Origin of the sequence: Actinomyces acetigenes (genome assembly GCF_031296635.1) — a bacterium.
GTDB classification, from domain to species: Bacteria; Actinomycetota; Actinomycetes; order Actinomycetales; family Actinomycetaceae; genus Actinomyces; species Actinomyces acetigenes.
This window is the reverse complement of sequence record NZ_JASPFC010000010.1, coordinates 63,509-86,389: the sequence shown is the minus strand read 5'-3', so window position 1 is coordinate 86,389 and position 22,881 is coordinate 63,509. Positions and strand designations below refer to the sequence as shown.

The following is a 22,881-nucleotide window of genomic DNA, read 5'->3' as shown; positions in this document are numbered from 1 at the left end:
TACCGCCCGCCTTCCGGGATTCCCGGACGGCGGGCGGTAGCGTCGTGAGCGTGCCTGCCCCGCAGCCCGCGCCCGACGCACTGACGTCCGCCGACTCCCCCGACACCTCCCGGGGGACGACACCGGCGTCGGCCGGCCGCGCCACGGTCCCGAACCCGCCCAAGCCCCTCCCCCCGAGTACCTCCCCTTACGAGCGGATCGCCCGCGTCGCGGCGGTCATCCTCCTGGCCATTGTCTGCGTGGCGGTCGTGTGGCCCTCCGGGCGCGAGGTCGCCGAGCTCAAGGACGCCGTGGGACCGGCTTTCCTCAGCTCCGAGGGCAAGGACGTCGTCCTCAACCTGGTGATGCTGGCTCCGGCCACCTTCTGCGCGGTCGCGGGCTGGCGGGACATCCCCTGGTGGATGTGGGCGCTGGTGGGCTGCGTGGTCGGGCTGAGCGCCGAGGTGCTTCAGAGCCTCCTGCCGATGCTGGAGCGGCGCCCCTCGCTGGCTAATGTCGGCCAGAACGCCGTCGGCGCCTGGGCCGGGGCCCTGGCCGCCTGGTACCTGCTGCGCCGCCTGCACCCCCGGCCCGCCTCCGCCTGACTCCCCTGTCATCACTGGAACGACGCCGCACCGCCACGCACGGACTGCGTTGACTCAAGGGGGACGTCAGGCACCATGCGCGCACTGCACGAGGGTGGGGTGCTACTGAAAGAGGGTCGGGGGTACTTCGGGTAGGTGGGGCCCTCGTGCAGTATGCACAACCCTCGGCCAGTAGATCCCGACCCTCGTGGAGTAGGCCGACCCGCACTGCAGACCGGGCACGGAGACCCCGAGACGGCGAAAGACCCGGACCATGTGGCCCGGGCCTTTCGATTCTGTGCGCGGGGGGGGACTCGAACCCCCATGATCGTAAGATCACACGGACCTGAACCGTGCGCGTCTACCAATTCCGCCACTCGCGCGAGAAGCGAGCATGAGACTAGCCTGCCATCCCGGCCCGCGTCCAATCCTCACCGTCATATCCGGCCGTGAGACCGCTCACGACACAATTACCTCACACAGAGGGGGCCGTCTTCCCTGCGATGGCTTCGCTACCGTTACGATGGGAACGGTATCGACCTGCACGCAGGTCCGTGCAGGCCCATAGCGAGGCGGGACAGTCCCGTCTCCCGGCTCCATCCCGGGGGCCGCCACACCAAATTTGGGGGAGGTACTGTCCATGGGATTCCTGGACAAGTTCGAGAAGGGCGTCGAGAACGTCACGAACCGCGCCATGTCCCGTTTCTCGGACGACATCGAGCCCATCGAGATCGCTTCGAAGCTCCGCGAGACCATGGACAAGCGCGCCGCGTCCTTCGCCCGCGACCGCTCCGTGGTTCCCAACATCTTCCGCATCCACCTCACCCCGCCGAGCATCGAGCGCATCACCGCCTGGGGCCAGGACGAGATGGTGCGTCAGATGGAGGAGGTCGCCACCTCACACGCCGCGGACCAGGGCTACTCCTTCGTCGGCCCGGTCGAGGTCTCCTTCCTCGTCAACAACAACCCCAACGCCCCGGCGATCGAGATCGAGTCCTCCACGCGGCGCGGCGCCGCCGCCCCGGCCGCCGCCGCCACCGCCACCCCGGCGCACCCGATCGTCGACATTAACGGCCAGCGCTACCTGCTCACCGGGCCGGTCACCGTCATCGGGCGCGGCTCGGAGGCAGACATCATCGTCGACGACTCCGGCGTCTCCCGCCGTCACCTGGAGATCCGCCTGACGCACGGCAACGCCATCGCCAGCGACCTAGGCTCCACCAACGGAACCTTCGTCGAGGGCCAGCGGGTTGACGCCGTCACGCTCGTGGACGGCAACACTCTCACCATCGGCCGCACCCAGATCCTGTTCTGGGATGGCACCCAGAACAGCGGAGTCAACGGTTGAGCGCACTCGCCTTCACGATCCTGCGGCTGGGCTACCTGGTCCTGCTGTGGTTCTTCCTGTACCTCATCGTGCGCGTCATGCGCCGCGATATGGCCGACTCCCCCGTCGCCGGCCCGTCACGTCGACGCTCCATGGGCGGCTCCGAGCAGCCCTCGGGCCCTCCCCCCAGGGGACGACGCCGCAGCGCCACCCGCCTGGTCATCACCGAGGGCCCCCTGGCCGGATCGACCGTGCCCCTGAGCCCCTCGTCGATCATCATCGGCCGCTCGCCTTCCTGCACCCTGGTCCTCGATGACTCCTACGCCTCATCGCGCCACGCCCGCGTCTTCCCCAAGGACGGCACCTGGTGGCTGGAGGACCTCGGATCCACCAACGGAACCATGATGGACGGCCGCCCCGTGCACGGCGCCGTGGAGCTCCCCATGAACATTCCTGTCAGAATCGGCCAAACGACGCTGGAGCTGCGCTCATGACCATCTCCCTGCGCTTCGCCGCACGCTCCGACGTCGGCCTGGTCCGCCAGTCCAACCAGGACTCGGGCTACGCCGGCCCCCACCTGTGCCTCCTGTGCGACGGGATGGGCGGGCCTGCGGGCGGAGACATCGCCTCGGCGGTCGCCGTCGAGCACCTCATGCCCCTGGACGCCGACTCCCACCAGGCCGGCGAGCTGCTGGGCCTCATGCGCGACGCCGTCCAGGCCGCCCACACCGAGCTCGTCACCCTGTCCTCGCAGGACCCTGACCTCGCCGGGCTGGGCACCACCTGCATCGGCGTCATGCGCAGCGGCAACAAGCTCGCCATGGTCCACGTGGGCGACTCGCGCGCCTACATGCTGCGCGACGGCACCCTCACCCAGGTCACCACCGACCACACCTTCGTGGAGTACCTCGTGGAGACCGGGCGCCTCACTCGGGACCAGGCCCGCCAGCACCCACAGCGCTCGGTCCTCCTGCGCGTCCTGGGGGACACCGAGGGCGAGGTGCAGCTCGACGAGTCGATCCGCGAGGCCGTTCCCGGCGACCGCTGGCTGCTGTGCTCCGATGGTCTGAGCGGCCCGGTGACCGCTGAGACCATCGGCGAGGTCCTGGCCGGCGTCGCCGACCCCGGTCAGGCCGCCGACCAGCTCATCGACCTGGCCCTGCGCGCCGGCGGACCGGACAACGTCACCGCCGTCGTCTTCGACGTCGTCAAGGACGACCCCGAGCCCCAGACCGTCCCGCAGGTGGTGGGCAGCGCCGCCACCGAGCGCCTGGCCCAGGAGCGTGCCGCCGCCGCCCACCGCGCGGGCGACGGGCAGGCCGAGGACAAGGAGACCGAGGCCGCCAGCCCCGCCGCCAAGGCCGCGGCCCTCATGGCCACCCTGGAGGACAAGCCCGAGGCCGCCTCCACCAAGGAGTCCTCCGAGGTCAACGAGGCCATCGCCGCCGAGGCCGCCACCCAGGAGAAGGCCCGACGCCGCCACCGCCGTCGGGTCCTCGTGGGCAGCCTCGTCCTGCTGGCCACGCTGGTCGGCGCCAGCGCCCTGTTCTACCGCTGGACCCAGACCCGCTACTACGTCTCCACCAACGACGGCAAGGTCGCCATCTACCAGGGGATCCCCCAGTCCATCGGCCCCCTCAAGCTGAGCCACTCGGTCAAGACCTACGACGACCTGCCGGTGAGCAACCTCGATCACAACATCCGCGAGCGCCTGGACGCCACCGTCACCCAGTCGTCCATGAACGACGCGGAGACCTACGTGGACAAGACGGTCCGCTCCTACCGCAAGCAGGCCCCCGCCCCGCAGGGCACCTCGAACCCCACGGCCAAGCCCTCCTCCACCCCGTCGCCTGCCCCTGCCACACCGACCCAGCCCGCGAAACCCGGGCAGGAGGGGTGAGATGACTGCTGCTCCCAGCCCCCTGGGCGCCCCCGCGGGCGTCGCGACCATCCAGCCCGCCGGCGTCGCGAAGTACCCGGGACGGTGGGCGGAGGCCGCGCTGCTCGGCGTCGCCCTGGTCCTGGGGCTGGGCGGCTTCGTACTCACCGCCCTCAACCGCACCGGCTCCTCCCCTGCGCAGACCGTGGGCGTGGCCATCGCCTTCCTCGTCCTGACCGTCCTCATGCACCTGTGTGTGCGCTACGCCGCCCCGTGGGCCGATCCGGTCCTCCTGCCGACGGCGGTGGCGCTCAACGGGATCGGCCTGGCCATGATCCGGCGCCTGGACCTGGCCTATGAGGCCAACGAGCAGTGGCAGTTCTACGTGGGCTCCAAGCAGCTGGTCTGGACGCTGCTGGGCGTCATCCTCTTCGCCGTCACGCTCCTCCTGCTGCGCGACTACCGGCGTCTGAGGCGCTGGGACCGTTGGGCCATGTGGTCCGGCCTGGTCTTCCTCGTCCTGCCCTTCATCCCGGGGATCGGCCAGAGCATCAACGGCGCCCGCATCTGGATCCGGATCGGCCCGATGAGCTTCCAGCCGGCCGAGCTGTCCAAGGTGCTGCTGGCGGTCTTCTTCGCCTCCTACCTCGTGGCCAACCGGGACAACCTGGCCCTGGCGGGCCGCAAGGTCCTGTGGATGAGCCTGCCGCGCGCCCGGCACCTGGGCCCCCTGTTCATCGTGTGGGTCGTGAGCATCTGCGTCCTGGTCCTTCAGAAGGACCTGGGCTCCTCGGTGCTGCTGTTCGGCCTGTTCGTCGTCGTCCTGTACGTGGCCACTGACCGGCCCTCCTGGCTGCTCATCGGCGGCGCGCTCTTCCTTCCGGCGGCCTGGTTCGCGGCGACGCACCTCCACCACGTCCAGCAGCGCATCAGCGGCTGGCTCCACGCCACCGACGACGCCGTGTACAACGCCGCCGGCGGTTCCTGGCAGCTGCTGACGGGCATGTTCGGGATGTCCTCGGGCGGGCTCATGGGCGCCGGCTGGGGCAAGGGCTCACCGACCCTGGTCACCTTCGCCAACTCCGACTTCATCTTCGCCTCACTGGGTGAGGAGCTGGGTCTGACCGGCACACTCGTCATCCTCGTGCTCTACCTCGTGCTCATCCAGCGGGGCCTGCGCACCGCCATGTTGCTGCGCGACGGCTTCGGCAAGCTCCTGGCCGTGGGCTTGTCCTTCGCCGTCGCCCTGCAGATCTTCGTGGTCATCGGTGGTGTCACCCGGCTCATCCCGCTGACGGGACTGACCCTGCCCTTCCTGGCCTACGGCGGCTCCTCACTCATCGCCAACTGGGTCATCCTGGCTCTGCTGCTGCGCCTGTCCGACGCCGCTCGGCGGCCGGCCACCCATGCGCCGCGGATCATTGACACGGCCGAGCTGCCGCTCTCCCTGCGCCGCCGGGTCCAGGACGCCGGAGCCGAGGAGTCGATGGCCGAGGCCGGCAGCGATGCACCCGCCGAAGGCGCACCGGCCGACGCCGGGGGCTACGCGTCCCCGCAGGCCGCACCCGGCTTCGGCGACCTGGCGGATGACGCCCGCCCCACCGTTGCCGTCAGTCCGGAGGCGCCGCCTCCGCCGCACACCGCACCGGACGGGGCGACCCTGCGCTCATCGCGGGCCCCGGGCTTCACTGAGGACTCTGACAGGAGGCAGCTGCCATGAACCGACAGATCCGCCAGGTCGCCTTCCTGGTGCTGGTCATGTTCACCACGCTGGCCCTGTCTGTCACGAGCGTCCAGGGCCTGGCCCGTCCCTCCGTGTGGGAGTCGTGGTCGGCCAACGGGGCCCTCAACTCCGACCCGCGCAACCGCCGCACCGTCAGCCGCAACTTCGACACCGAGCGGGGCCCGATCCTCGTGGCCGGTGGCACCACGATCGCCAGCACCCAGAAGTCCGACGACGGCCAGGGCTCCGAGGACTACCAGCGCGTCTACGCCAACGGGCCGCTCTACGCCCCGGTGACCGGGTACTTCTCGCCCGCCTTCGCCTCCATGACCGGCATGGAGAAGGAGGGCAACTCCGTGCTCAACGGGGACGACCCCTCCCTGTTCTCCTCGCGGATCAAGACCCTCATCACCGGTGACTCCCAGCGGGGAGGGGCCGTTGAGCTGACTATCAAGCCCGAGATCCAGCAGGCCGCCTACGACGCCCTGGCCGGGCGCGAGGGCGCCGTCGTCGCTCTGGACCCCAAGACCGGGGCCATCCTCGCCCTGGTCTCCACCCCCTCCTACGACCCCTCGGCCTTCGCGACCCGCAACGGGAACGCCGCCAATGAGGCCAACACGACCCTCAGCCAGGACTCCTCCCGCCCCCTGGACAACCGGGCCATCGCCGGCAACCGCTACCCGCCGGGGTCGACCTTCAAGATCATCACGACGGCGGCGGCGCTGCGCACCGGCAAGATCACCCCGGATCAGGAGGTCGACGCCCCCGACTCCATCACCCTGCCGGGCACCAGCCACTCCCTGGAGAACTACGGCGGGGAGTCCTGCGGCGGTGGTCGGACCAGCTTCTCCCACGCCTTCGCCGAGTCCTGCAACACCCCCTTCGCCCAGCTGGCCATGAACGTCGGTGACGAGGAGCTCTCCAAGGAGGCGAAGAACTGGGGCTTCGACTCCGAGCTGTCCATCCCGCTGAAGGTCACGCCGTCGACCTACCCGGACAACGACTCGCAGGCGCAGACCGCGATGGCGGGCATCGGTCAGGCCTCGGTGCAGGCGACCCCGCTCATGATGGCAATGGTGGCCGCCACCGTGGCCAACAAGGGCGAGCAGATGACCCCCTACCTGGTCTCGCGCACCCTGGACCCCGACCTCAACGAGGTCAGCTCCACCTCCACGAAGGTGGCTCGCACCCCGATCGACTCGGCCACCGCCACCTCCCTGTCCTCCCTCATGCAGGAGGCCGTGGCCACCGGCACGGGCACGAGCGCCCAGGTCTCCGGGGTCCAGGTCGCCGGCAAGACCGGTACCGCCGAGACCGGCTCGGACAACGGCCCCACCACCTGGTTTGTGGGCTTCGCCGGCACCGACATCAACAAGCCTGAGATTGCCCTGGCCGTCGTGCTCGACGGCAATACGGAGACCGAGGACGGCGCCACCGGCGGCACGGTGGCCGGACCCGTCGCCGCCAAGGTCATCGATGCGGCGGTGAACCAGTGAAACCTGTTGCCGGGCTCCAGCTCCAGGGCCGCTACGAGCTGGTCGAGCAGATCGCTCTGGGCGGCATGGGCCAGGTGTGGCGAGCCACCGACCTGCGTTCGGGCCGGGCGGTGGCCGCCAAGATCCTGCGCCCCGAGCTGACCGGCGACGAGATCTTCCTGTCCCGCCTGCGCGCAGAGGCCAAGAACTCGAAGGGCCTGCGCCACCCGAACCTCGCCGTCGTCCTGGACTCCGGGGAGAAGGACGGCACCGGCTGGCTCATCATGGAGCTCGTCCAGGGGCGCGCCCTGTCCGACATCATCGCCGAGAAGGGGACCCTGTCACCCGCCGAGATCCTGCCGGTCCTGGCGCAGGTCGCCCGCGCCCTCCAGGTCGTCCACGACTCCGGCGTCGTCCATCGGGACGTCAAGCCCTCCAACATCCTCATCAACCGCGAGGGCCTGGCCAAGCTCACCGACTTCGGTATCTCCACCGGCATCAACCAGCGCCCGCTGACGGCCTCCGGCATGGTGATGGGCACCGCCCAGTACCTCGCCCCCGAGCAGGCCATGGGCAATATGGCCACCCCGGCCGGGGACCTCTACGGGCTGGGCATCATCGCCTACGAGGCCCTGGTGGGGCGGCGCCCCTTCAGCGGAGCCACCCAGGTCGATATCGCCTTCGCGCACGTCAACGAGGAGGTGCCCGCCCTCCCCGACACCGTCCCGCCTCAGGTCCAGGCCATCATCCTCAAGCTGCTCGCCAAGAAGCCCTCCGACCGGCCGCACTCCGCCCGCGAGGTGGCCCGCGCCCTGGACCGGGCGGTGGTGAACCTGCCCACGGATGCGTGGGATCCCCGTGAGGCGCTCAGCTGGGAGTCCACCGGCCGCCGTGGCCCGCAGACCCGCGAGCTGCCCCAGCCCGCCGCCGTGCGTCCCGGCCGTCACGCAGCCGAGAATCCGACGCCGTCGCGCACCGCCCGGCACGCCTCAGGACGCTCTTTCCTCGGCCTCAACCTGCTGACGCTGAGGGTCATCATCCCGGTCCTCTCGCTCATCGCCCTGCACAGCACGGGTACGCTTGCCCATGCGCATCAGGTCATGCCAGCCTTGATGCTGAGCATCCCTGTCAAGGAGGTACTGTGACCAGTCAGTTCCCCCAGGTCCTCGCGGGCCGTTACGAGATCCGCGACCTCATCGGACGTGGTGGTATGGCAGAGGTGCACCTCGGCTACGACACTCGCCTGTCGCGGGTCGTGGCCATCAAGCTGCTGCGTTCGGACATCGCCGGCGACCCCACCTTCCAGGCCCGCTTCCGCCGGGAGGCCCAGTCCGCGGCGGCACTCAACCACCCCGCCGTCGTCGCCGTCTACGACTCCGGGGAGGAGGAGCTCCTCCAGCCCGGTGGCGCCAGCCGCACCGTCCCCTACATCGTCATGGAGTACATCGAGGGGCACACGGTGCGTGAGCTCCTCAGCGAGGGCGAGGCCGTCCCGATCCCGGAGGCGGTGGAGATCGTCTCCGGGGTCCTGGACGCCCTGGAGTACTCCCACCGGGTGGGCATCGTCCACCGTGACATCAAGCCCGGAAACATCATGCTGACCTCCACCGGCGCGGTGAAGGTCATGGACTTCGGCATCGCGCGGGCCATTGAGGACTCCGCCTCCACGGTCACCCAGACCCACACGGTGGTGGGCACCGCCCAGTACCTCTCCCCGGAGCAGGCCCGCGGCGAGTCCGTGGACGCCCGCTCGGACCTGTACTCCACCGGGTGTCTTCTCTACGAGCTGCTCACCGGCCAGCCGCCTTTCCAGGGCGACTCCGCCGTGGCCATCGCCTACCAGCACGTGCGGGAGATCCCCAAGCGCCCCTCGTCGCTGGCGGCCGATGTGCCAGAGTCCCTGGACCGGGTGATCCTCAAGTCCCTGGCCAAGAGCCGCGAGGACCGTTACCAGGACGCCGCCCACATGCGCGCCGACCTGCAGGCGGCCGCCCGGGGCCTGTCCGTGGCCGCGCCGGCCGCCGACTCCTGGTCCCCGGCCACCTCGGTCATGGCCTCACCGGCCACCGAGCCGGTTCAGCCCACCTCCACCTTCGCCCAGGTGGCCTCCGAGCCCTCTCCGGCGTCCACGGTCAAGGAGAGCGAGGAGCCCGAGAAGCAGTCCAAGAGCCACGCCTGGATCTGGGTCCTCGTGTTCCTGCTGTTCGTGGCGCTGGCCGTCGTCGCCGGACGGTGGGCCTCGGGGGCCTTCGACAACGTGCCCACTCCGACGCCGAGCCCGACCATCAGCAAGGTGGAGGTCCCCGACACCAAGGGGCAGGACGAGGACTCGGCCAGGAAGACCATTGAGGGCGCCGGCCTGAAGTTCGCCAAGGACGAGGTCGCCAACGAGGAGGTCAGCGCGGGCCTGGCCGTCTCCTCCGACCCGGGCAACGGTACGAAGGTCGAGCCGGGCTCCACCGTCACCGTGCACTTCTCCACCGGATCGGCCATGGTCAAGGTTCCCGACCTGTCCGGCAAGACCCAGGAGGACGCCCGCAAGGCCCTCAAGGATGTCGGGCTCGAGGGTGGAAACACCTCCCAGGAGGACTCCGCCACGGTCGCGAAGGACCGGGTCATTTACACCAACCCGCAGGCGGGGAACTCCGTTGCGCGCGGTACCACGGTGGACCTGGTGCTCTCCACCGGCAATACCTCCGTCCCCGACGTCTCCGGCCAGGACGAGGCCACGGCGAAGAAGACCATCGAGGACGCCGGCCTGCAGTTCAAGAAGGGCAACGACGTCACCTCCACCGACGTCGAGCGCGGCAAGGCCGTCTCTTCCGACCCGGCCGCGGGCACCAGCGCCTCCTCGGGAGACACGATCACCGTGCACTTCTCCAGCGGCGCCGGGGCAACGCCGACGCCGAGCCCGGCTGCCACAGGAGATCCCAACGCCACCACCATGCCGGACGTGAACGGGAAGGACTCCAAGGCCGTGAAGTCCGATCTTGAAGATCGAGGTTTCAAGGTCAGGATCGAGAAGCAAAAGTCCGACGATCCACAAGTTCAACCTGGAATGGTGATCAGTTCCAACCCGCAGCAAGGTCAGCAGATCAGTCCCGACAAGGAGATCATTCTGTACGTCGCCAAGTAGTTGCCGCGGCGCCAAACCCCTTGGTCCCCACAACGTGGTGACTGGCGCCTCAGGCTTTCCTGGCCTGGGACGCCGGCCGCATCCTTTCGATGGGGCCGTGTGGTAACGATCAACGTCGACCCCAGAGGTGCGGCCAGCTCTGCGCGCCGGGATGCACCCGCTGTCGTCCTGTCACTCCTTGCGCGCGGACAACCGACCCTGGGATCCGTCGCCAGCGCACCCCGTCCTCGGCCTATGACACCTTGCACGCAGACAGGTGAACAGCGCGTCGTCGAGAACGCGCCTCAGTCTGTGAGTACGGCCCTTCGGCTACAGACCGCGCGCTTTCAGGTGCGTCGTCGAGCGTCTGGGCACCCGAGTCCGTCAGGCTCTCGCTACCGACGGAGACATTCCACGCGGCCGGGTGCGTGTCGTCCCGGGCGGGGGCATTCGACGCCGTCGGGGACCGCAATCCCGTCCCCGAACGCGCAGGATGTCCCCGGCCGTACAGAAATGTCCCCGCACAGGCGCCAGAAGCGACCAGGCAGGTGCGCGCCACCGGCCCTCACCGGTTGGGTGGACGCCCCTATCCCAGCAGCCCGGCGCGCTCGGCGAGGACCGCCAGGTGCACCCGGTTACGGGCACCGACCCGCTCCTGCGCGCTGCGCAGGTGGGCCTTGACGGTCGAGACCGAAATGTACAGCCGGTTCGCGATCTCCTCAGTGGTCAGCCCCTCGGCGGCCGCCGCAATGACCTCAAGCTCGCGTCGACTGAGCCCTGCCGCTGCCTGCCGGGCCTGAGCCACCGCGTGCTGACGCTCCTGAGAGCGAACGTCATAAGCCGCAGTCGTCGGTGTCGTCGGCTGGCAACGCACGTATCGCAGCAGCTCAGCAAGTGCCCCCGGCGAGAGCACCGACTCACCCGCCATGACCCGACGCAACCCGGCATGGAGCTCCTCGGAGGCGGAGTACTTGAGCAGGTAGCCCACGGCACCGGCCTCAATAACGCGCACGACGGCGTCGTCGACGTCCCAGGTCGTCAGCGCCACGACGTGGGGGTGGCGCGGTGCCGCACAGATCTGGCGTGTGGCCTCGATCCCGTCCATGACGGGCATACCCAGGTCCATAAGCACGATATCGGCCTCGATACGGTCCACCACGTCGATCGCCTCACGGCCGTCACCGGCCTCGGCGACCACGACGTAGTCCTCGCGCGGCCGTAGGAGCGGCTTGATGGCGGCGCGGGTCAGTGGGTCGTCGTCGACGAGGATGACACGGACCGGGCAGGCCGGTGCGGGGGACGCGGACCGGGAGGCCGAGGAGGCCGGGGCGGCGGAGGGATCGGGCACGGAGCCCAGCCTAGGTGCGTGCGCCCACACAATCACCATCCCAACGGCCCAGGCCCCGGATGGTGCAGGCCGGTGAACTGCGCACCGACCGGTATCTCCGATCTCGGGCTGTTCAGATACTGGTTGGCGGCCGCTCAGCGGTCGGTACGGGGTGACTCCGCCGAGCGCCAGGGCAGGTGCGCGTTCACGACGAACCTGCCCTGGCCGTCGGGGCCGGCGTGGAACGTGCCGCCGCAGATCGCCGCCCGTTGGGCCATGCCGCGCAGGCCCGAGCCGCCCTGGGGGTCACCGACGACGACTCCGGGTCCTGACGCTGCACCTCGGTCAGCGCCCGCGGCCTGCGGCGCCTCACCGGCCTCTGCGTCGTCAGCCTCCGGCTCGGTCCGAGAGATCCGGTTGGAGCAGGTGATGTCGATACCGGTGTCCGGGCCGCCCTCGACGCGCAGCTGGACACTTGTACCGGGCGAGTGCTTGCGGGCGTTGGTCAGGGACTCCTGGACGATCCGGTAGACGGCCCGCGAGAGCACCTCGTCGGCCTGCGCAGCGCGGTCGAGGTAGATCGAGGAGCTGAGCGGCTGGCGGGCGGCAAGGACCCCGTCGACCACCTCTCTGAGGTCCTCCAGGCGCGGGGCGGGCTCGACCGCCCCCACTGGCTCACGCAGCACGGCGAGCAGGGAACGCAGGTCCCGCATGGCGCCCTGGGCCTCCTGCCGCACGCGCTGGGCGGCGGCCCGCGGATCATCCTCACCGACGGCGTCGGCTGAGTCCGGGGCCTGCGAGCCCTCTGGGGCATTCGCGTTCTCTGACGTCTCCAGCACGCCTTGTTCCAGGGCGGCGGCGTGGAGGGCGAGCAGCGACAGGCGGTGACCGAGTCCGTCATGCACCTCGCGAGCCACGCGCTCACGCTCGGCCTGCAGGCTGACGGTGTCCGCCAACCGGGTGGAGGTCCGGGTCTGCTCCTGGGCGGTGCGCTCGGCCTGGGCTGAGGCGTCGGCCGCCTCCTGGGCGCGGCGTCGGGCCTTCTTCTCCCCGTCACGTGCACGCAGCCACAGTCCGACGGCGACCGGCAGGGACATGGCCACCACCGCGAGAAACAGTACCTGCGGCACCGACACATGGGTCACGGCATGGGGAGCAGGGGAGGAGGAGTTGATGACGCCGATCATCGAGTTCCCGGTGGAGCCCTGGCTCGCGTCTCGGAAGAGCGCCGTCAGGGTGCCGACGGCGAGCAGCGCGCCCGTGGCCCACGGGACAGGGTCGCGCAGGGACCGGGCCCGGCGCACCACGGTAGTGAAGGCGATGAGTCCCACGGTGGTGTCCAGGTAGACCCCGATGCCCGCGAGCGCCGAGGCAACTGTGATCGCCACCGGCCAGCGCCGGCGCAGGAAGACCGCCACGAGGAGCGCTAGCCCTACCAGAAACCCTGCGACATCAAGGACTGGGTTGCTTGTCTTAAGAGCCTGCTCATGACCGAGGTGGTATCCCAGTGCGCACATGGAGGCGAGCAGGCACAGGGCGAACAGGCCCAGGGACCGCAGGATCGTCAGGGTGACGTGCAGGACGCGGCGTTGCGACGGGGACAGGGACCCCGTGAACGACGGAGCCGGTCTTACAGGCGTGTACGGCGCAGGGCTGGCGGGAGCCGCAGTCATCGGGGAGCGGAGGCGCGGGCCCGGCGCCGCAGGAGTACCGGGGGCAGTGGGAGGAGCGGGGTATGAGGGATGCGGGGCGAGTCCCGCATACCCCGCGTACCCCTGGTACCCCGGATAGGCGGGGTAGGGGTAGGCCCGTGGGCTCGGCGGGTATGGCAGGGCCCGCGCCCCGAAGGGGGGCGCAGTGGGCTCAGTCCGACCGCCCCCAGGGCCACCGCTCCAGCCCGGCACGGGTGGCGTGCCGGGTGCAGGAGTGGGCGGGTAGGTGGGGACTGACATGTGCTCACTGTAGAACCGGGCACTGACACGCATGATCGCCCGATAGGACACGATTCGGGCGCTAGGGCGCGGGAGGCATCGTCCTTTCGGACAGTCGCGATGAGTGCCCTTTCGGACGGCCGCCTCGGACTCATCGGTCGATGTGCGCGCCGCACGTCCGGGGCCATCGTTGTTCCCGTCAGCTGATCCCGTCAGCTCCGGTGACGACTCACACCGTGATGGGCACTGCCGCATCCCGCTCAGTGCCTCACCTCCCGCATCTCGAAGGACCCATCATGACCAGCCCCGTCAACCCAGTCCCGTCCTCGCCCGCCGGTGTCCCCACCGGTGTCCCCGCCGCGGGCTTCCCCGCCCCGGCCGCAGGCATGGGCATGCCCGCCCCCGAGCCGAAGCGCTCCTGGTTCGCCCGACACAAGATCCTCACCGGTATCGGCGCCTTCGTCGCCGTCGGCATGATCGCCTCCGCACTCAACGGTGGTGGGGGCTCGGGCGACTCGAGCACTACCGCCACCCCGCCCTCCGTCCAGTCGATGGCCAGCGCGCCCGCTCAGGAGACCGCCGGCCAGGACTCCGCAGCCGCACCCAGCCCGCAGCAGCAGGAGCCGGCAAAGGACGGCGATAAGTCGGACTCCGGGTTGAGCTTCCCCGGGAAGCAGAGCAGCGACGTCGTCGGAAACGCCGGTGACACGATCGACGACGGCGGCATCAAGGTCAGTGCCACGCCCGTGGCCGCGGGCGACGCCACCCTGGGCCCCACCGCCTGCTCGACCATCACGATCACCAACGGCTCCAAGAACACCCTGGACGTCAACGCCCTGGACTTCACCTTGCAGGACCCGGCCGGGGCGATCAGCAACAGCGGCTTCCTGGGGTCGAGCAACCACCTGTCCTCCTCCAAGCTCATCGCGGGCGGCTCGGTCAGCGGCGATGTCTGCTTCGATGCCGACGTGTCGGCCGGAGGACAGTACGTGCTCCTCTACAAGCCCACACTCTCGTTGTTCGGCCACCGCCGGGCCTGGATCAACAACCTCTGACATCCCTTGGGGCCCGCAGGTGCATCTGGCACGTGCGGGCCCCACTGGCCGCAGGACAAACAAGGCTCGACACTCATTCTGTTGACACTTATGGTGGTGAACTGTCATCAGATTGTCCGGGGGTGTCAGAAATGGATCATGCAGCCGCCACTGCCTCGTGGCCGCGCGTGACCTGGGAGACCCTGCCCTGGCGCCCCCGGGACGGCGCTGCCCTCAGCGCCCGGCAACGCTCTCGTCTGCCGCGCACCTACGACTCGGCCGTCGTACCGAACATCGCCGACGCCGCCATCGAGCTCCCCACCGAGGTCATGGCACGCGAAGCGGCTGCGGTGTCCGCCATCACGCGCTTCGATACGACGGCGGCCTGCGCCCTGCTTCCCTTCACGCCCCTGCTTCTGCGCAGCGAGTCGAGCGCGTCCTCACGCATTGAGCGCCTGACGTCGTCGGCACGCCGCATCGTGGAGGAGGAGACCTTCGGCAGCGACCGCAGCAGCGGAAACGCCGCCCTCATCGTGGCCAACACCCGAGCGATGGAGGCGGCCACCAAAGCACCCTGGCCCCTGGACCTCAGCTCCCTGCTGTCCATGCATCGGGCCCTGCTGGGGGACTCTGCCCCGACGATCGCGGGTCGGCTCCGGCAGGAGCCGGTATGGATCGGTGGCTCGGACCTGTCTCCGGCAGGAGCCATATTCGTCCCTCCACACCATGAACGAGTGCCGACCGCACTGGAGGATCTGCTCTCCTTCTTGCGGCGCTCGGACCTGCCGTCCTTGACCAAGGCAGCGCTGGCGCACGCCCAGCTGGAGACGATCCATCCTTTCGCAGACGGCAATGGCCGCACCGGGCGGGCGCTGATTCACGTCGTCCTGTCAGGGGAAGGACTGTCCCTCAACGCGCCGCTGCCGCTGTCGGCAATCCTCCTGACCAATGTGGGGACCTACTTCCGAGCCCTGGACGAGTACCGAGCAGGGGCGCCGCTGACGGTGGTCGAGCTGTTCATCAATGCGGCGCAGCGCGCGGCGGAGCTCGGGGCCTGGGCGAGCCGGGAACTCGACGGCGTACACAGGCAGATGCAGGAACGTGTGTCCTCCCGTGCCGGGACCCCCGACCGTGACCTCGTGCATCATCTGGTCTCCCAGCCGGTGACGGATGTTCGCGGGGCGGCCGCCGCGGTGGGAGTCTCGGAGCAGGCGGCGCGGCGCGCGCTGGAGCGCTTGGAGAACGCCGGCGTTGTTCGGGGCTACCAGGTCTCCCGGGGCCGCCGAGCCTGGAGGGCCCAGGACGTCCTGGACCTCATGGATGAGGTGGCCGAGGGACTCGGGCGCCGACAGACGCCCACGGACGTGTGACAGGACGCCGCCACGCCGCGCCCGGCTCGCGTTGCGAATGTGGGAGCGGTCCCCGGGGAACGGCCGACCTCGGGAGTCGGGGCGCACCCCGCCATCCTCCTGTCACTCCTTGCACACAGTCAGGTGAGCCGCACGTCGTCGAGAACGCACCTGAGACTGCGAGTACGGCCTCCGCGGGTGCTGTGCTGTCTCCTCATTTCTGAGACGTTTGGTGGCCTCGACGCAGCACTCGCTTCGGCCCGAGTCCCGCCTCGGGGCGGTCTACTGCACGAGGGTGGGGATCTACTGGCCGGGGGTTGTGCGTACTGCACGAGCCCCCGACCCCCATGGAGTACACCCGACGCTCGTGCAGTGGCGCCCCACCCTCGTGGAGTGGACGGAGTAGACATCAGGCAGAGGGTGGGATCGAGTCCGTGGTGTCTTGGCGGCGAAGTCGGCCGCGTAGGCCGCCGTCGCGTTCGTACCTTATGCCTCGCGTTCGGGGGTTCAGGGTACGAACCGGCGACCTACCCTACGAACGCGACGCGCTCGCCCAAGGGTGAGCCCCGGGGACCCCGGCTCAGATGCAGCGCGCGGACAGCACGCCGTCGATCGCGCGCAGCTCCTCAAGGACCTTGGGCTCGATCTCACCCTCGACGTCGACCAGCATCACCGCCAGCTCACCACGCGACTTGTTGAGCAGGTTGGCGATGTTCTGCTCCTGCTGGGCCACGATCGTGGAGACCTGGCCGACCATGTTGGGCACGTTGCGGTTGACGATGACGAGCCGGTGCGTGCCCTCCTGGCGCGCCATGACGGCCTCGGGGAAGTTCACCGAGTTGTGGACCTGCCCGTCCTCGAGGAAGCCGCGCAGGGAGTCCACCGCCATCATGGCGCAGTTGCGCTCGGCCTCCTTGGTGGAGGCGCCCAGGTGCGGCAGGGAGATGCACTTGGGGTGCTTGTGGACCTTCGTGGAGGGGAAGTCGCACACGTAGCCGCCCAGCGCGCCCTCGTCGAGGGCGGCCACGACGGCGTCGGTGTCCACGATCTCGGCCCGCGCGAAGTTGAGCAGCACCGCGGTCTCCTTCATGAGGGCCAGGCGCTGGGTGCTCACCAGCCCGCGGGTGGCGGGGATGAGGGGCACGTGGACGGTGAGGATGTCGGCGCGGCGGAAGACCTCCTCCATGGAGTCGGCCCGCTCGACCTCGGCGCTCAGGTGCCAGGCGTGCTCCACGGAGATGCCCGGGTCGAAGCCGACGACGTTGAGCCCCAGCCCCAAGGCCGCGTTGGCCACCTGCACGCCGATGGCTCCCAGCCCGATGATGCCGAGCGTGCGGCCGGGCAGCTCGAATCCGACGAACTGCTTCTTGCCGGCCTCGACGGCCTTGGCGATCTCGGCGTCGTTGCCCTCAAGGGTGTGGGCGAAGCGGGCCGCCGGGATGAGGTTGCGCGAGGCGATGAACAGACCCGCCAGGACCAGCTCCTTGACGGCGTTGGCGTTGGCGCCGGGGGTGTTGAACACGGGCACGCCGCGCTCGGTGAGCGCCTCAACCGGGATGTTGTTCGTGCCGGCGCCGGCGCGGGCCACGGCCAGGACCGAGTCCTCGATGGGGGTGTCGTGGAGCTTGGCCGAGCGCACCAGGAGGGCGTCGGGCTCCTCCACGGAGCCGCCGACCTCGTAGAGCTCGTCGGGCAGGCGGGACAGGCCGGCCCCGGAGATGGCGTTGAGGGTACGGATGCGGAACTTGTGGTCAACGCTGCTGGTGGTCACGGAACTACTTTCTGCAGAGCGGTCCGGGTGGGGACGAGGTTGTGACGGGCGGCCGGGCTCACGGGCCGGTGGTCGGGCCCGCAGGCCGGCCGGGACGGCAAGCCGGTGGGCGCTCAGGCCCGGGCGGCGAAGTCGGTCATGTAGTCGATGAGGGCGCGCACGCCCTCGATCGGCATGGCGTTGTAGATGGAGGCGCGCATGCCGCCCACGGAGCGGTGGCCCTTGAGGTTGGTGAGCCCGGAGGCCTGGGCGCCGGCCAGGAAGTCGGCGTCGCGGGCGGGGTCGGCCAGGGTGAAGGGCACGTTCATCCAGGACCGCGAGCGCTCCTGAACCGGGTTGGTGTAGAAGTCGGAGGAGTCGATGAAGCCGTAGAGGAGCTTGGCCTTGGCGCGGTTGCGCTCGGCCATCGCCTCCAGGCCGCCGCCGTCCTCGAGCCAGTGGCCGATAAGCCCCAGCAGGTAGATGGCGAAGGTGGGGGGCGTGTTGAGCATGGAGTCGGCGTCGGCCATCTTCTGGTAGTCCAGGATGGTGGGGGTCACCGAACGGGCCCGCCCCAGCAGGTCCTCGCGCACGATGACGACGGCCAGGCCCGAGGGCCCCATGTTCTTCTGGGCGCCGGCGTAGATGAGGCCGTAGCGGGAGACGTCGATGGGCCGCGAGAGGATCGTGGAGGAGAAGTCGGCCACGAGCGGGACGTCTCCGGCCTCGGGCACGTAGTCGAACTCGACGCCACCGATGGTCTCGTTGGGCGTGTAGTGCAGGTAGCGGGCCGCCTCGGGCACCGTGAAGGAGCCGGGCTCGGGGGTGGTGGTGTAGGAGGAGGCGGCCTCGTCGGCGGGCACGACGACGTCGAGCTCGTAGGCGCCAGCCTGCTTGATGGCCTTGGCGGACCACTGGCCGGTGTTGAGGTAGGCGACCGTGTCACCGGGGGCGGTCAGATTGAGGGGGATGCCGGCGAACTGGGCGCTGGCCCCGCCCTGGAGGAAGAGCACACGGTAGTTGTCAGGGACGGACAGGAGGCGGCGCAGGGTGGCTTCGGCGTCGGCCGCGCAGGCCACGAAGTCGGCCCCGCGGTGGGAGACCTCCAGGATGGACATTCCCGATCCGCCCCAGCTGGTGAGCTCGGAGGCGGCCTGCTCGAGGACGGGCAGGGGGAGCTGGGCAGGACCGGCGGAAAAATTGAAGACGCGCACGGAGTCATCATGGCCGCTTATGCGCGCGGCGGCAATCTCATCCCGCATGGCGACGACGCCTCTCATTGCGTCCCGCCCCGGAAGGCCTCGTCGATCCCCTCGACGTTCTGCCTGGCCGACGCCACCCGCCGACGTCGGACCGCAGCCGAAACGAGGCGCAGCGCGGCACGAAGTTCTCATGTCCGCCAAAAGTACGAGTGACACAGACCCTCCACCCCGTCAACTGGGCACGTTGTCAGCGATAGCACAGGTGGACCGCTCAACTGGCCGGTAGGGTTTACCCACACCCAAATCCCTACCTGACAAGTTTTTATGATCGATTCACAGCACGACGAGACCACTTCTGCAGCAGCTTCCGGTTCCAAGCCGAGGGCCGCGCAGCAATCGCACGGCCCAGGTTCTGATCGCACGCCCTCCCTGGGACGCCAGATGCTCGACCGGCTCCGCAGGGGGCGCAAGCCGCGCTTGGGCGCCGTCCTCGTGGCGCTCGTCGCCGTGGTGTCCCTGGCCACCGGGTTCCGGGCCTGCAACTGCAACCGGGCCTGGACGGAGGTCTCCGCGGCGGCCACGCCGGAGGCCAACCCGCTCAAGGGCATGATGCCCTTCGCGCCGTCGGACGCCTCCCACTCGCCGGCACTGCAGGACAACGCCCCGCCCTACACGATGGAGTGGCTGACGCTGCCGGTCAGCGACGTCGTCACCGGGCCCGGCTCGTACTCCTGGGACAAGCTCGATGCGCACCTCAACGCCATCGCCTCGCGCGGGCACCAGGCGGTGCTGCGCTTCTACGTCGACTACCCCGGGCGCCCCAGCGGCATACCGGCCTACCTGCTGAGCTCCCACGCGGTGGCGACCCACGAGTACACGTTCAACGGCAACGCGCCGGGCCAGTCGCTGGCGCCGGACTACAACGACCCCGAGATGATGTCGATGCTCACCGGCTTCATCTCCGCCTTGGGCCAGCAGTACGACGGCGACCCGCGCCTGGCCTTCATCACCCACGGCCTGGTGGGCTTCTGGGGTGAGGGGCACACCTACCCGATGAACGGCAAGGTCTCCGGGGAGAACCCCTCCGGCGAGAACTGGATGCCGTCGGCGGCCAACCAGAACACCCTCATCGACACCTGGGACGGAGCCTTCCAGGTGACGCCGACGCTGGCGCGCTACCCGTCCGCGGAGACGGTCAAGCGCGGGGTCGGCTACCACGACGACTCCTTCGGCTACGCGACGATGGACACCGCCGACTGGCACTTCCTGCCGCAGCTGAAGCAGGCCAAGGCGGACCAGGCCTGGCAGCAGCACCCGATCGGCGGCGAGGTCTACCCGGGCATCCAGGAGTGCTCCGTGCGCAACCCGGGCAGCTGCATGGCCTCGGGCTCCAACGGAGGAACGGTGGACATCAACGCCTCCATCAAGGCCACGCACGCGAGCTGGCTGGTGGACAACTGGGCCTTCACCACGACGCTCAACAGCTCCGAGCGCGAGCGGACCGTGCAGGCCTCCGCCGAGACCGGCTACGACCTGGCGGTGGCGCGCTGGCGGATGCGCAACGGCAAGGTCGAGGTGCAGATCGCCAACAACGGGGTGGCGCCCTTCTACTACAACTGGAGCGTGGAGGCGGTGGCCATCAACACCTCCAACGGCATGGAGGTCGGGCGCACCACGCTCAGCGGCGATCTGCGCAAGATCGCGGTCGGCAAGACCCAGACCTTCTCCGGGCAGCTCCCGGCGGACCCTGCCGGGGAGAACACGATCCTGGTGCGCGTGGTCAACCCGCTGGAGTCGGGTCAGCCGCTGCGCTTCTCCAGCGCCGGCCAGGACCAGACGCTTCCCGGCTACCTCACCCTGGGCCGCACCCCCACCAAGTAGGCCGGGCCCGACGGCAGGGTCCTGACGGAATGCCGGCGGGGCCCGGCGGGGCCCGGCCTGGAGCCGGCTCGGAGCCGGCCGCCCCGAGCCGGGTCCGGGCGGCCGCCTGAGGCGCCGTCATTCCCCGGTCGTCCTCCGCTCATCCTCTGTACTGTGGTCCCATGCATGAGGATCGGATTGTGGGCAGTCTCCTGGGGCTGGCAGTGGGCGACGCCCTGGGCACCACCGTGGAGTTCCAGCCCCGCGGCTCCTTCCCGCCCATCACCGACATGGTGGGCGGCGGGGTATTCGGTCTGGCGCCAGGGCAGTGGACGGACGACACGTCCATGGCGCTGTGCATCGCAGCGAGCCTGGTGGAGACCGGGACCTACGATCCGGGCGACCAGCTGGCCCGGTTTGTCCACTGGTACCGCGACGGGTACCTCAGCAGCACGGGCCGGTGCTTCGACATCGGCAACCAGACTCTCACCGCCCTGGGGGAGTTCGAGACCACCGGCGAGCCCTACCGCACGGCGGCCGGTGGGATGAGCGCGGGCAACGGGTCGCTGATGCGCCTGGCACCGGTCGCAATGGCCTTCTGCGACGACCTCGAGACTGCGGAGCGGCTCTGCGCCGACAGCTCGCGCACCACCCATCCCGCCGTCGAGTGCGTCGAGGCGTGCGGGGCCTACGGCCGGCTGATCGCGGCCGCCATCCAGGGGGCGTCGCACAAGGATCTGTACGTGCTGGCCGCCGACCTGGCCGGGCAGGTGACCAGCCCCGGGCTGGCGGCGATCCTGAGTGGCTCCTACCGGGTCAAGGAGCGCGAGGACATCTCGTCGTCGGGCTACGTCCTGCACAGCCTGGAGGCAGCGCTGTGGGCTTTGGCCAGGACCGACACCTTCCTCAACGGGGCGCTGCTGGCCGTGAACCTGGGCGACGACGCCGACACCGTCGGGGCCATCTACGGGCAGCTGGCGGGGGCGCTGTACGGGCGCAGCGGCATCCCGGAGGGCTGGCTGGCCCGTCTCCACGACGCCAGGATGATCGAGGACCTGGCGGCGGGGATCGCGGCACGGGTCGGAGCCTTCGAGGTCGCGGCCAGCTGAGGAGCAGGGCGTTCACGGCGGCCTGGCGGGGCGTCGGTGTCCATGACGCTGACATTAACGCCGCACCGATGCCGCAAACCCAAGAAAGAACCACGGAATTCCAACGATCCCCGCTGGGCACCTCGACGGCGGGACCGCTAATGTCAGCACCGTGGACACTGAACTGCTGACGTGCTCGACTCCGCGAGGTCTTACAAGGTCTTAGCGGTGGGTCCGGGCGCCCTCGCCCCAGGGGGACGCGCAGCTAGTAGCCGACCTGGAAGCGTAGGTGGGTCCGGGCGCCTCACCCCAGGGGCCGGCCCCGCCTTCCCCAGCCTGGCTTCTGACCGGGCCCTTTCTGGTTGCCGCCTGGTTCCCGCGCAGCCTCCCGGCGGTGGCTCGACGTCGGCGCTAGCCCGCCCCGCCTCCAGCCGGTCCACTCCACGAGGGTGGGGATCTACTGGCCGAAGGTTGTGCGTACTGCACGAGCCCCCGACCCCCGCGGAGTAGCCCCAACCCTCTTCCAGTAGCACCCGACCCTCGTGCAGTAGGCGCCCTGGGCAGCTGACCGAGCCCAGGCAGCGTCAACCGCATGTCGATGTAGACCCCCGCGTACACGGGGCAGGCAAGTCACCCATGAGCGCCTGGCCCTTGGTGATCCCTCTACCCCCGCATACGCCGGGCTAACGCGGTCACGAGGCCGTCACCGGTGATCGTCGCCCCTCTACCCCCGCATACGCGGGGCTAACCAGACAGAGACGCGCGGCGTCGTGGCGGCGGCGCCTCTACCCCCGCGTGCGCGGGGCTGACCGTCTAGCAGCCTCAGTAGTGGTGGCAGTGGTGCCTCTACCCCCGCATGCGCGGGGCTGACCCAGGACCTCCCGAACCCACAACCGACCTCACCCCTCTACCCCCACATGCGCGGGGCTGACGTCGCCGACGCCGGCGGCAGCGCCGTCCCCGTCCCTCTACCCCCGCGTACGCGGGGCTGACACGGCGGCCCCGTCGGTGACGACGTGGGCGATACCTCTACCCCCGCATACGCGGGGCTGACAACTGCTCCTGGGCGTCAGCCCCGACCGCGGCGCCTCTACCCCCGTATGCGCGGGGCTGACCGGCCCCTTTCTGGGCTCGTTTCGGTGGGCTTGCCTCTACCCCCGCATGCGCGGGGCTGACCGTCCCGCTGGCCCCGGCACTCGTCACAGCTCCCCTCTACCCCCGCGTACGCGGGGCTGACCCGGCCTCAAGCCGCGCCTCC

At 69.8% G+C, this 22,881-nt stretch carries 16 protein-coding genes, 1 tRNA gene and 1 CRISPR repeat array (1 of these 18 running past the window's edge); of the genes, 12 read left to right on the top strand and 5 right to left on the bottom strand.

Annotation, left to right across the window (positions count from 1 at the left end):
• The first annotated feature begins 44 nt into the window (after window positions 1–44).
• Window positions 45–584 (top strand): antibiotic resistance protein VanZ, encoded by a 540-nt coding sequence (locus RIV14_RS05840; RefSeq protein ID WP_081379449.1) that lies wholly within the window; start codon window positions 45–47, stop codon window positions 582–584.
• Between the two features lie 278 nt (window positions 585–862).
• On the opposite strand, the gene RIV14_RS05835 is transcribed toward RIV14_RS05840, so the two are convergent.
• Window positions 863–946 (bottom strand) — tRNA-Leu (locus RIV14_RS05835).
• A 257-nt stretch (window positions 947–1,203) separates the two neighbouring features.
• Here RIV14_RS05835 and RIV14_RS05830 point away from each other — a divergent pair.
• The 7 genes from RIV14_RS05830 to pknB are packed head-to-tail and all read left to right on the top strand — an operon-like array spanning window position 1,204 to window position 10,103.
• A complete protein-coding gene (locus RIV14_RS05830) occupies window positions 1,204–1,911 on the top strand; it encodes an FHA domain-containing protein (RefSeq protein WP_075372133.1) in 708 nt (235 codons plus the stop codon).
• The gene (locus tag RIV14_RS05825) at window positions 1,908–2,384 is read left to right on the top strand and encodes an FHA domain-containing protein FhaB/FipA (RefSeq protein WP_070658866.1); all 477 of its coding nucleotides are present in this window, start codon (window positions 1,908–1,910) and stop codon (window positions 2,382–2,384) included. The genes RIV14_RS05830 and RIV14_RS05825 overlap by 4 nt, the downstream gene beginning before the upstream one ends.
• Window positions 2,381–3,790, top strand: a complete 1,410-nt coding sequence (locus tag RIV14_RS05820) for a PP2C family serine/threonine-protein phosphatase (RefSeq protein ID WP_075372132.1) — start codon at window positions 2,381–2,383, stop codon at window positions 3,788–3,790. The genes RIV14_RS05825 and RIV14_RS05820 overlap by 4 nt, the downstream gene beginning before the upstream one ends.
• Window position 3,791: 1 nt before the next feature.
• On the top strand, window positions 3,792–5,489 hold the full coding sequence (locus RIV14_RS05815; RefSeq protein ID WP_075372131.1) for an FtsW/RodA/SpoVE family cell cycle protein: 1,698 nt from the start codon (window positions 3,792–3,794) through the stop codon (window positions 5,487–5,489).
• Window positions 5,486–6,988, top strand: coding sequence for a peptidoglycan D,D-transpeptidase FtsI family protein (locus RIV14_RS05810; protein WP_075372130.1), 1,503 nt, complete (start codon window positions 5,486–5,488; stop codon window positions 6,986–6,988). Before RIV14_RS05815 ends, RIV14_RS05810 begins: the two co-directional genes overlap by 4 nt.
• Window positions 6,985–8,112, top strand: a complete 1,128-nt coding sequence (locus RIV14_RS05805; protein ID WP_075372129.1) for a serine/threonine-protein kinase — start codon at window positions 6,985–6,987, stop codon at window positions 8,110–8,112. The genes RIV14_RS05810 and RIV14_RS05805 overlap by 4 nt, the downstream gene beginning before the upstream one ends.
• A complete protein-coding gene (pknB, locus tag RIV14_RS05800; RefSeq protein WP_081381814.1) occupies window positions 8,109–10,103 on the top strand; it encodes a Stk1 family PASTA domain-containing Ser/Thr kinase in 1,995 nt (664 codons plus the stop codon). The genes RIV14_RS05805 and pknB overlap by 4 nt, the downstream gene beginning before the upstream one ends.
• Window positions 10,104–10,668: 565 nt before the next feature.
• On the opposite strand, the gene RIV14_RS05795 is transcribed toward pknB, so the two are convergent.
• Both RIV14_RS05795 and RIV14_RS05790 read right to left on the bottom strand, forming a co-directional pair.
• On the bottom strand, window positions 10,669–11,430 hold the full coding sequence (locus RIV14_RS05795) for a response regulator (RefSeq protein ID WP_081381813.1): 762 nt from the start codon (window positions 11,428–11,430) through the stop codon (window positions 10,669–10,671).
• Between the two features lie 134 nt (window positions 11,431–11,564).
• A complete protein-coding gene (locus tag RIV14_RS05790; RefSeq protein WP_075372128.1) occupies window positions 11,565–13,082 on the bottom strand; it encodes an ATP-binding protein in 1,518 nt (505 codons plus the stop codon).
• Between the two features lie 554 nt (window positions 13,083–13,636).
• On the opposite strand from RIV14_RS05790, the gene RIV14_RS05785 reads away from it, so the two are divergent.
• Together RIV14_RS05785 and RIV14_RS05780 are read left to right on the top strand one after the other, a co-directional pair.
• Window positions 13,637–14,395, top strand: coding sequence for a DUF4352 domain-containing protein (locus RIV14_RS05785; protein WP_075372127.1), 759 nt, complete (start codon window positions 13,637–13,639; stop codon window positions 14,393–14,395).
• A 131-nt stretch (window positions 14,396–14,526) separates the two neighbouring features.
• Window positions 14,527–15,744, top strand: coding sequence for a Fic family protein (locus RIV14_RS05780; protein WP_075372126.1), 1,218 nt, complete (start codon window positions 14,527–14,529; stop codon window positions 15,742–15,744).
• A gap of 559 nt (window positions 15,745–16,303) precedes the next feature.
• On the opposite strand, the gene RIV14_RS05775 is transcribed toward RIV14_RS05780, so the two are convergent.
• Both RIV14_RS05775 and serC read right to left on the bottom strand, forming a co-directional pair.
• Window positions 16,304–17,494, bottom strand: a complete 1,191-nt coding sequence (locus RIV14_RS05775; protein ID WP_075372125.1) for a phosphoglycerate dehydrogenase — start codon at window positions 17,492–17,494, stop codon at window positions 16,304–16,306.
• Window positions 17,495–17,607: 113 nt separating this feature from the next.
• The gene (serC, locus tag RIV14_RS05770) at window positions 17,608–18,687 is read right to left on the bottom strand and encodes a 3-phosphoserine/phosphohydroxythreonine transaminase (protein WP_075372143.1); all 1,080 of its coding nucleotides are present in this window, start codon (window positions 18,685–18,687) and stop codon (window positions 17,608–17,610) included.
• Window positions 18,688–18,999: 312 nt separating this feature from the next.
• Between serC and RIV14_RS05765 the strand changes: the two genes are divergently transcribed.
• Together RIV14_RS05765 and RIV14_RS05760 are read left to right on the top strand one after the other, a co-directional pair.
• Window positions 19,000–20,556: a DUF4832 domain-containing protein gene (locus RIV14_RS05765; RefSeq protein WP_075372124.1), complete on the top strand. Its 1,557-nt coding sequence runs from the start codon at window positions 19,000–19,002 to the stop codon at window positions 20,554–20,556.
• A 161-nt stretch (window positions 20,557–20,717) separates the two neighbouring features.
• A complete protein-coding gene (locus RIV14_RS05760; protein ID WP_075372123.1) occupies window positions 20,718–21,644 on the top strand; it encodes an ADP-ribosylglycohydrolase family protein in 927 nt (308 codons plus the stop codon).
• Between the two features lie 944 nt (window positions 21,645–22,588).
• Window positions 22,589–22,881: a CRISPR direct-repeat array (repeat unit 28 nt; unit sequence CCTCTACCCCCGCATGCGCGGGGCTGAC); it runs 40 nt beyond the window's last position.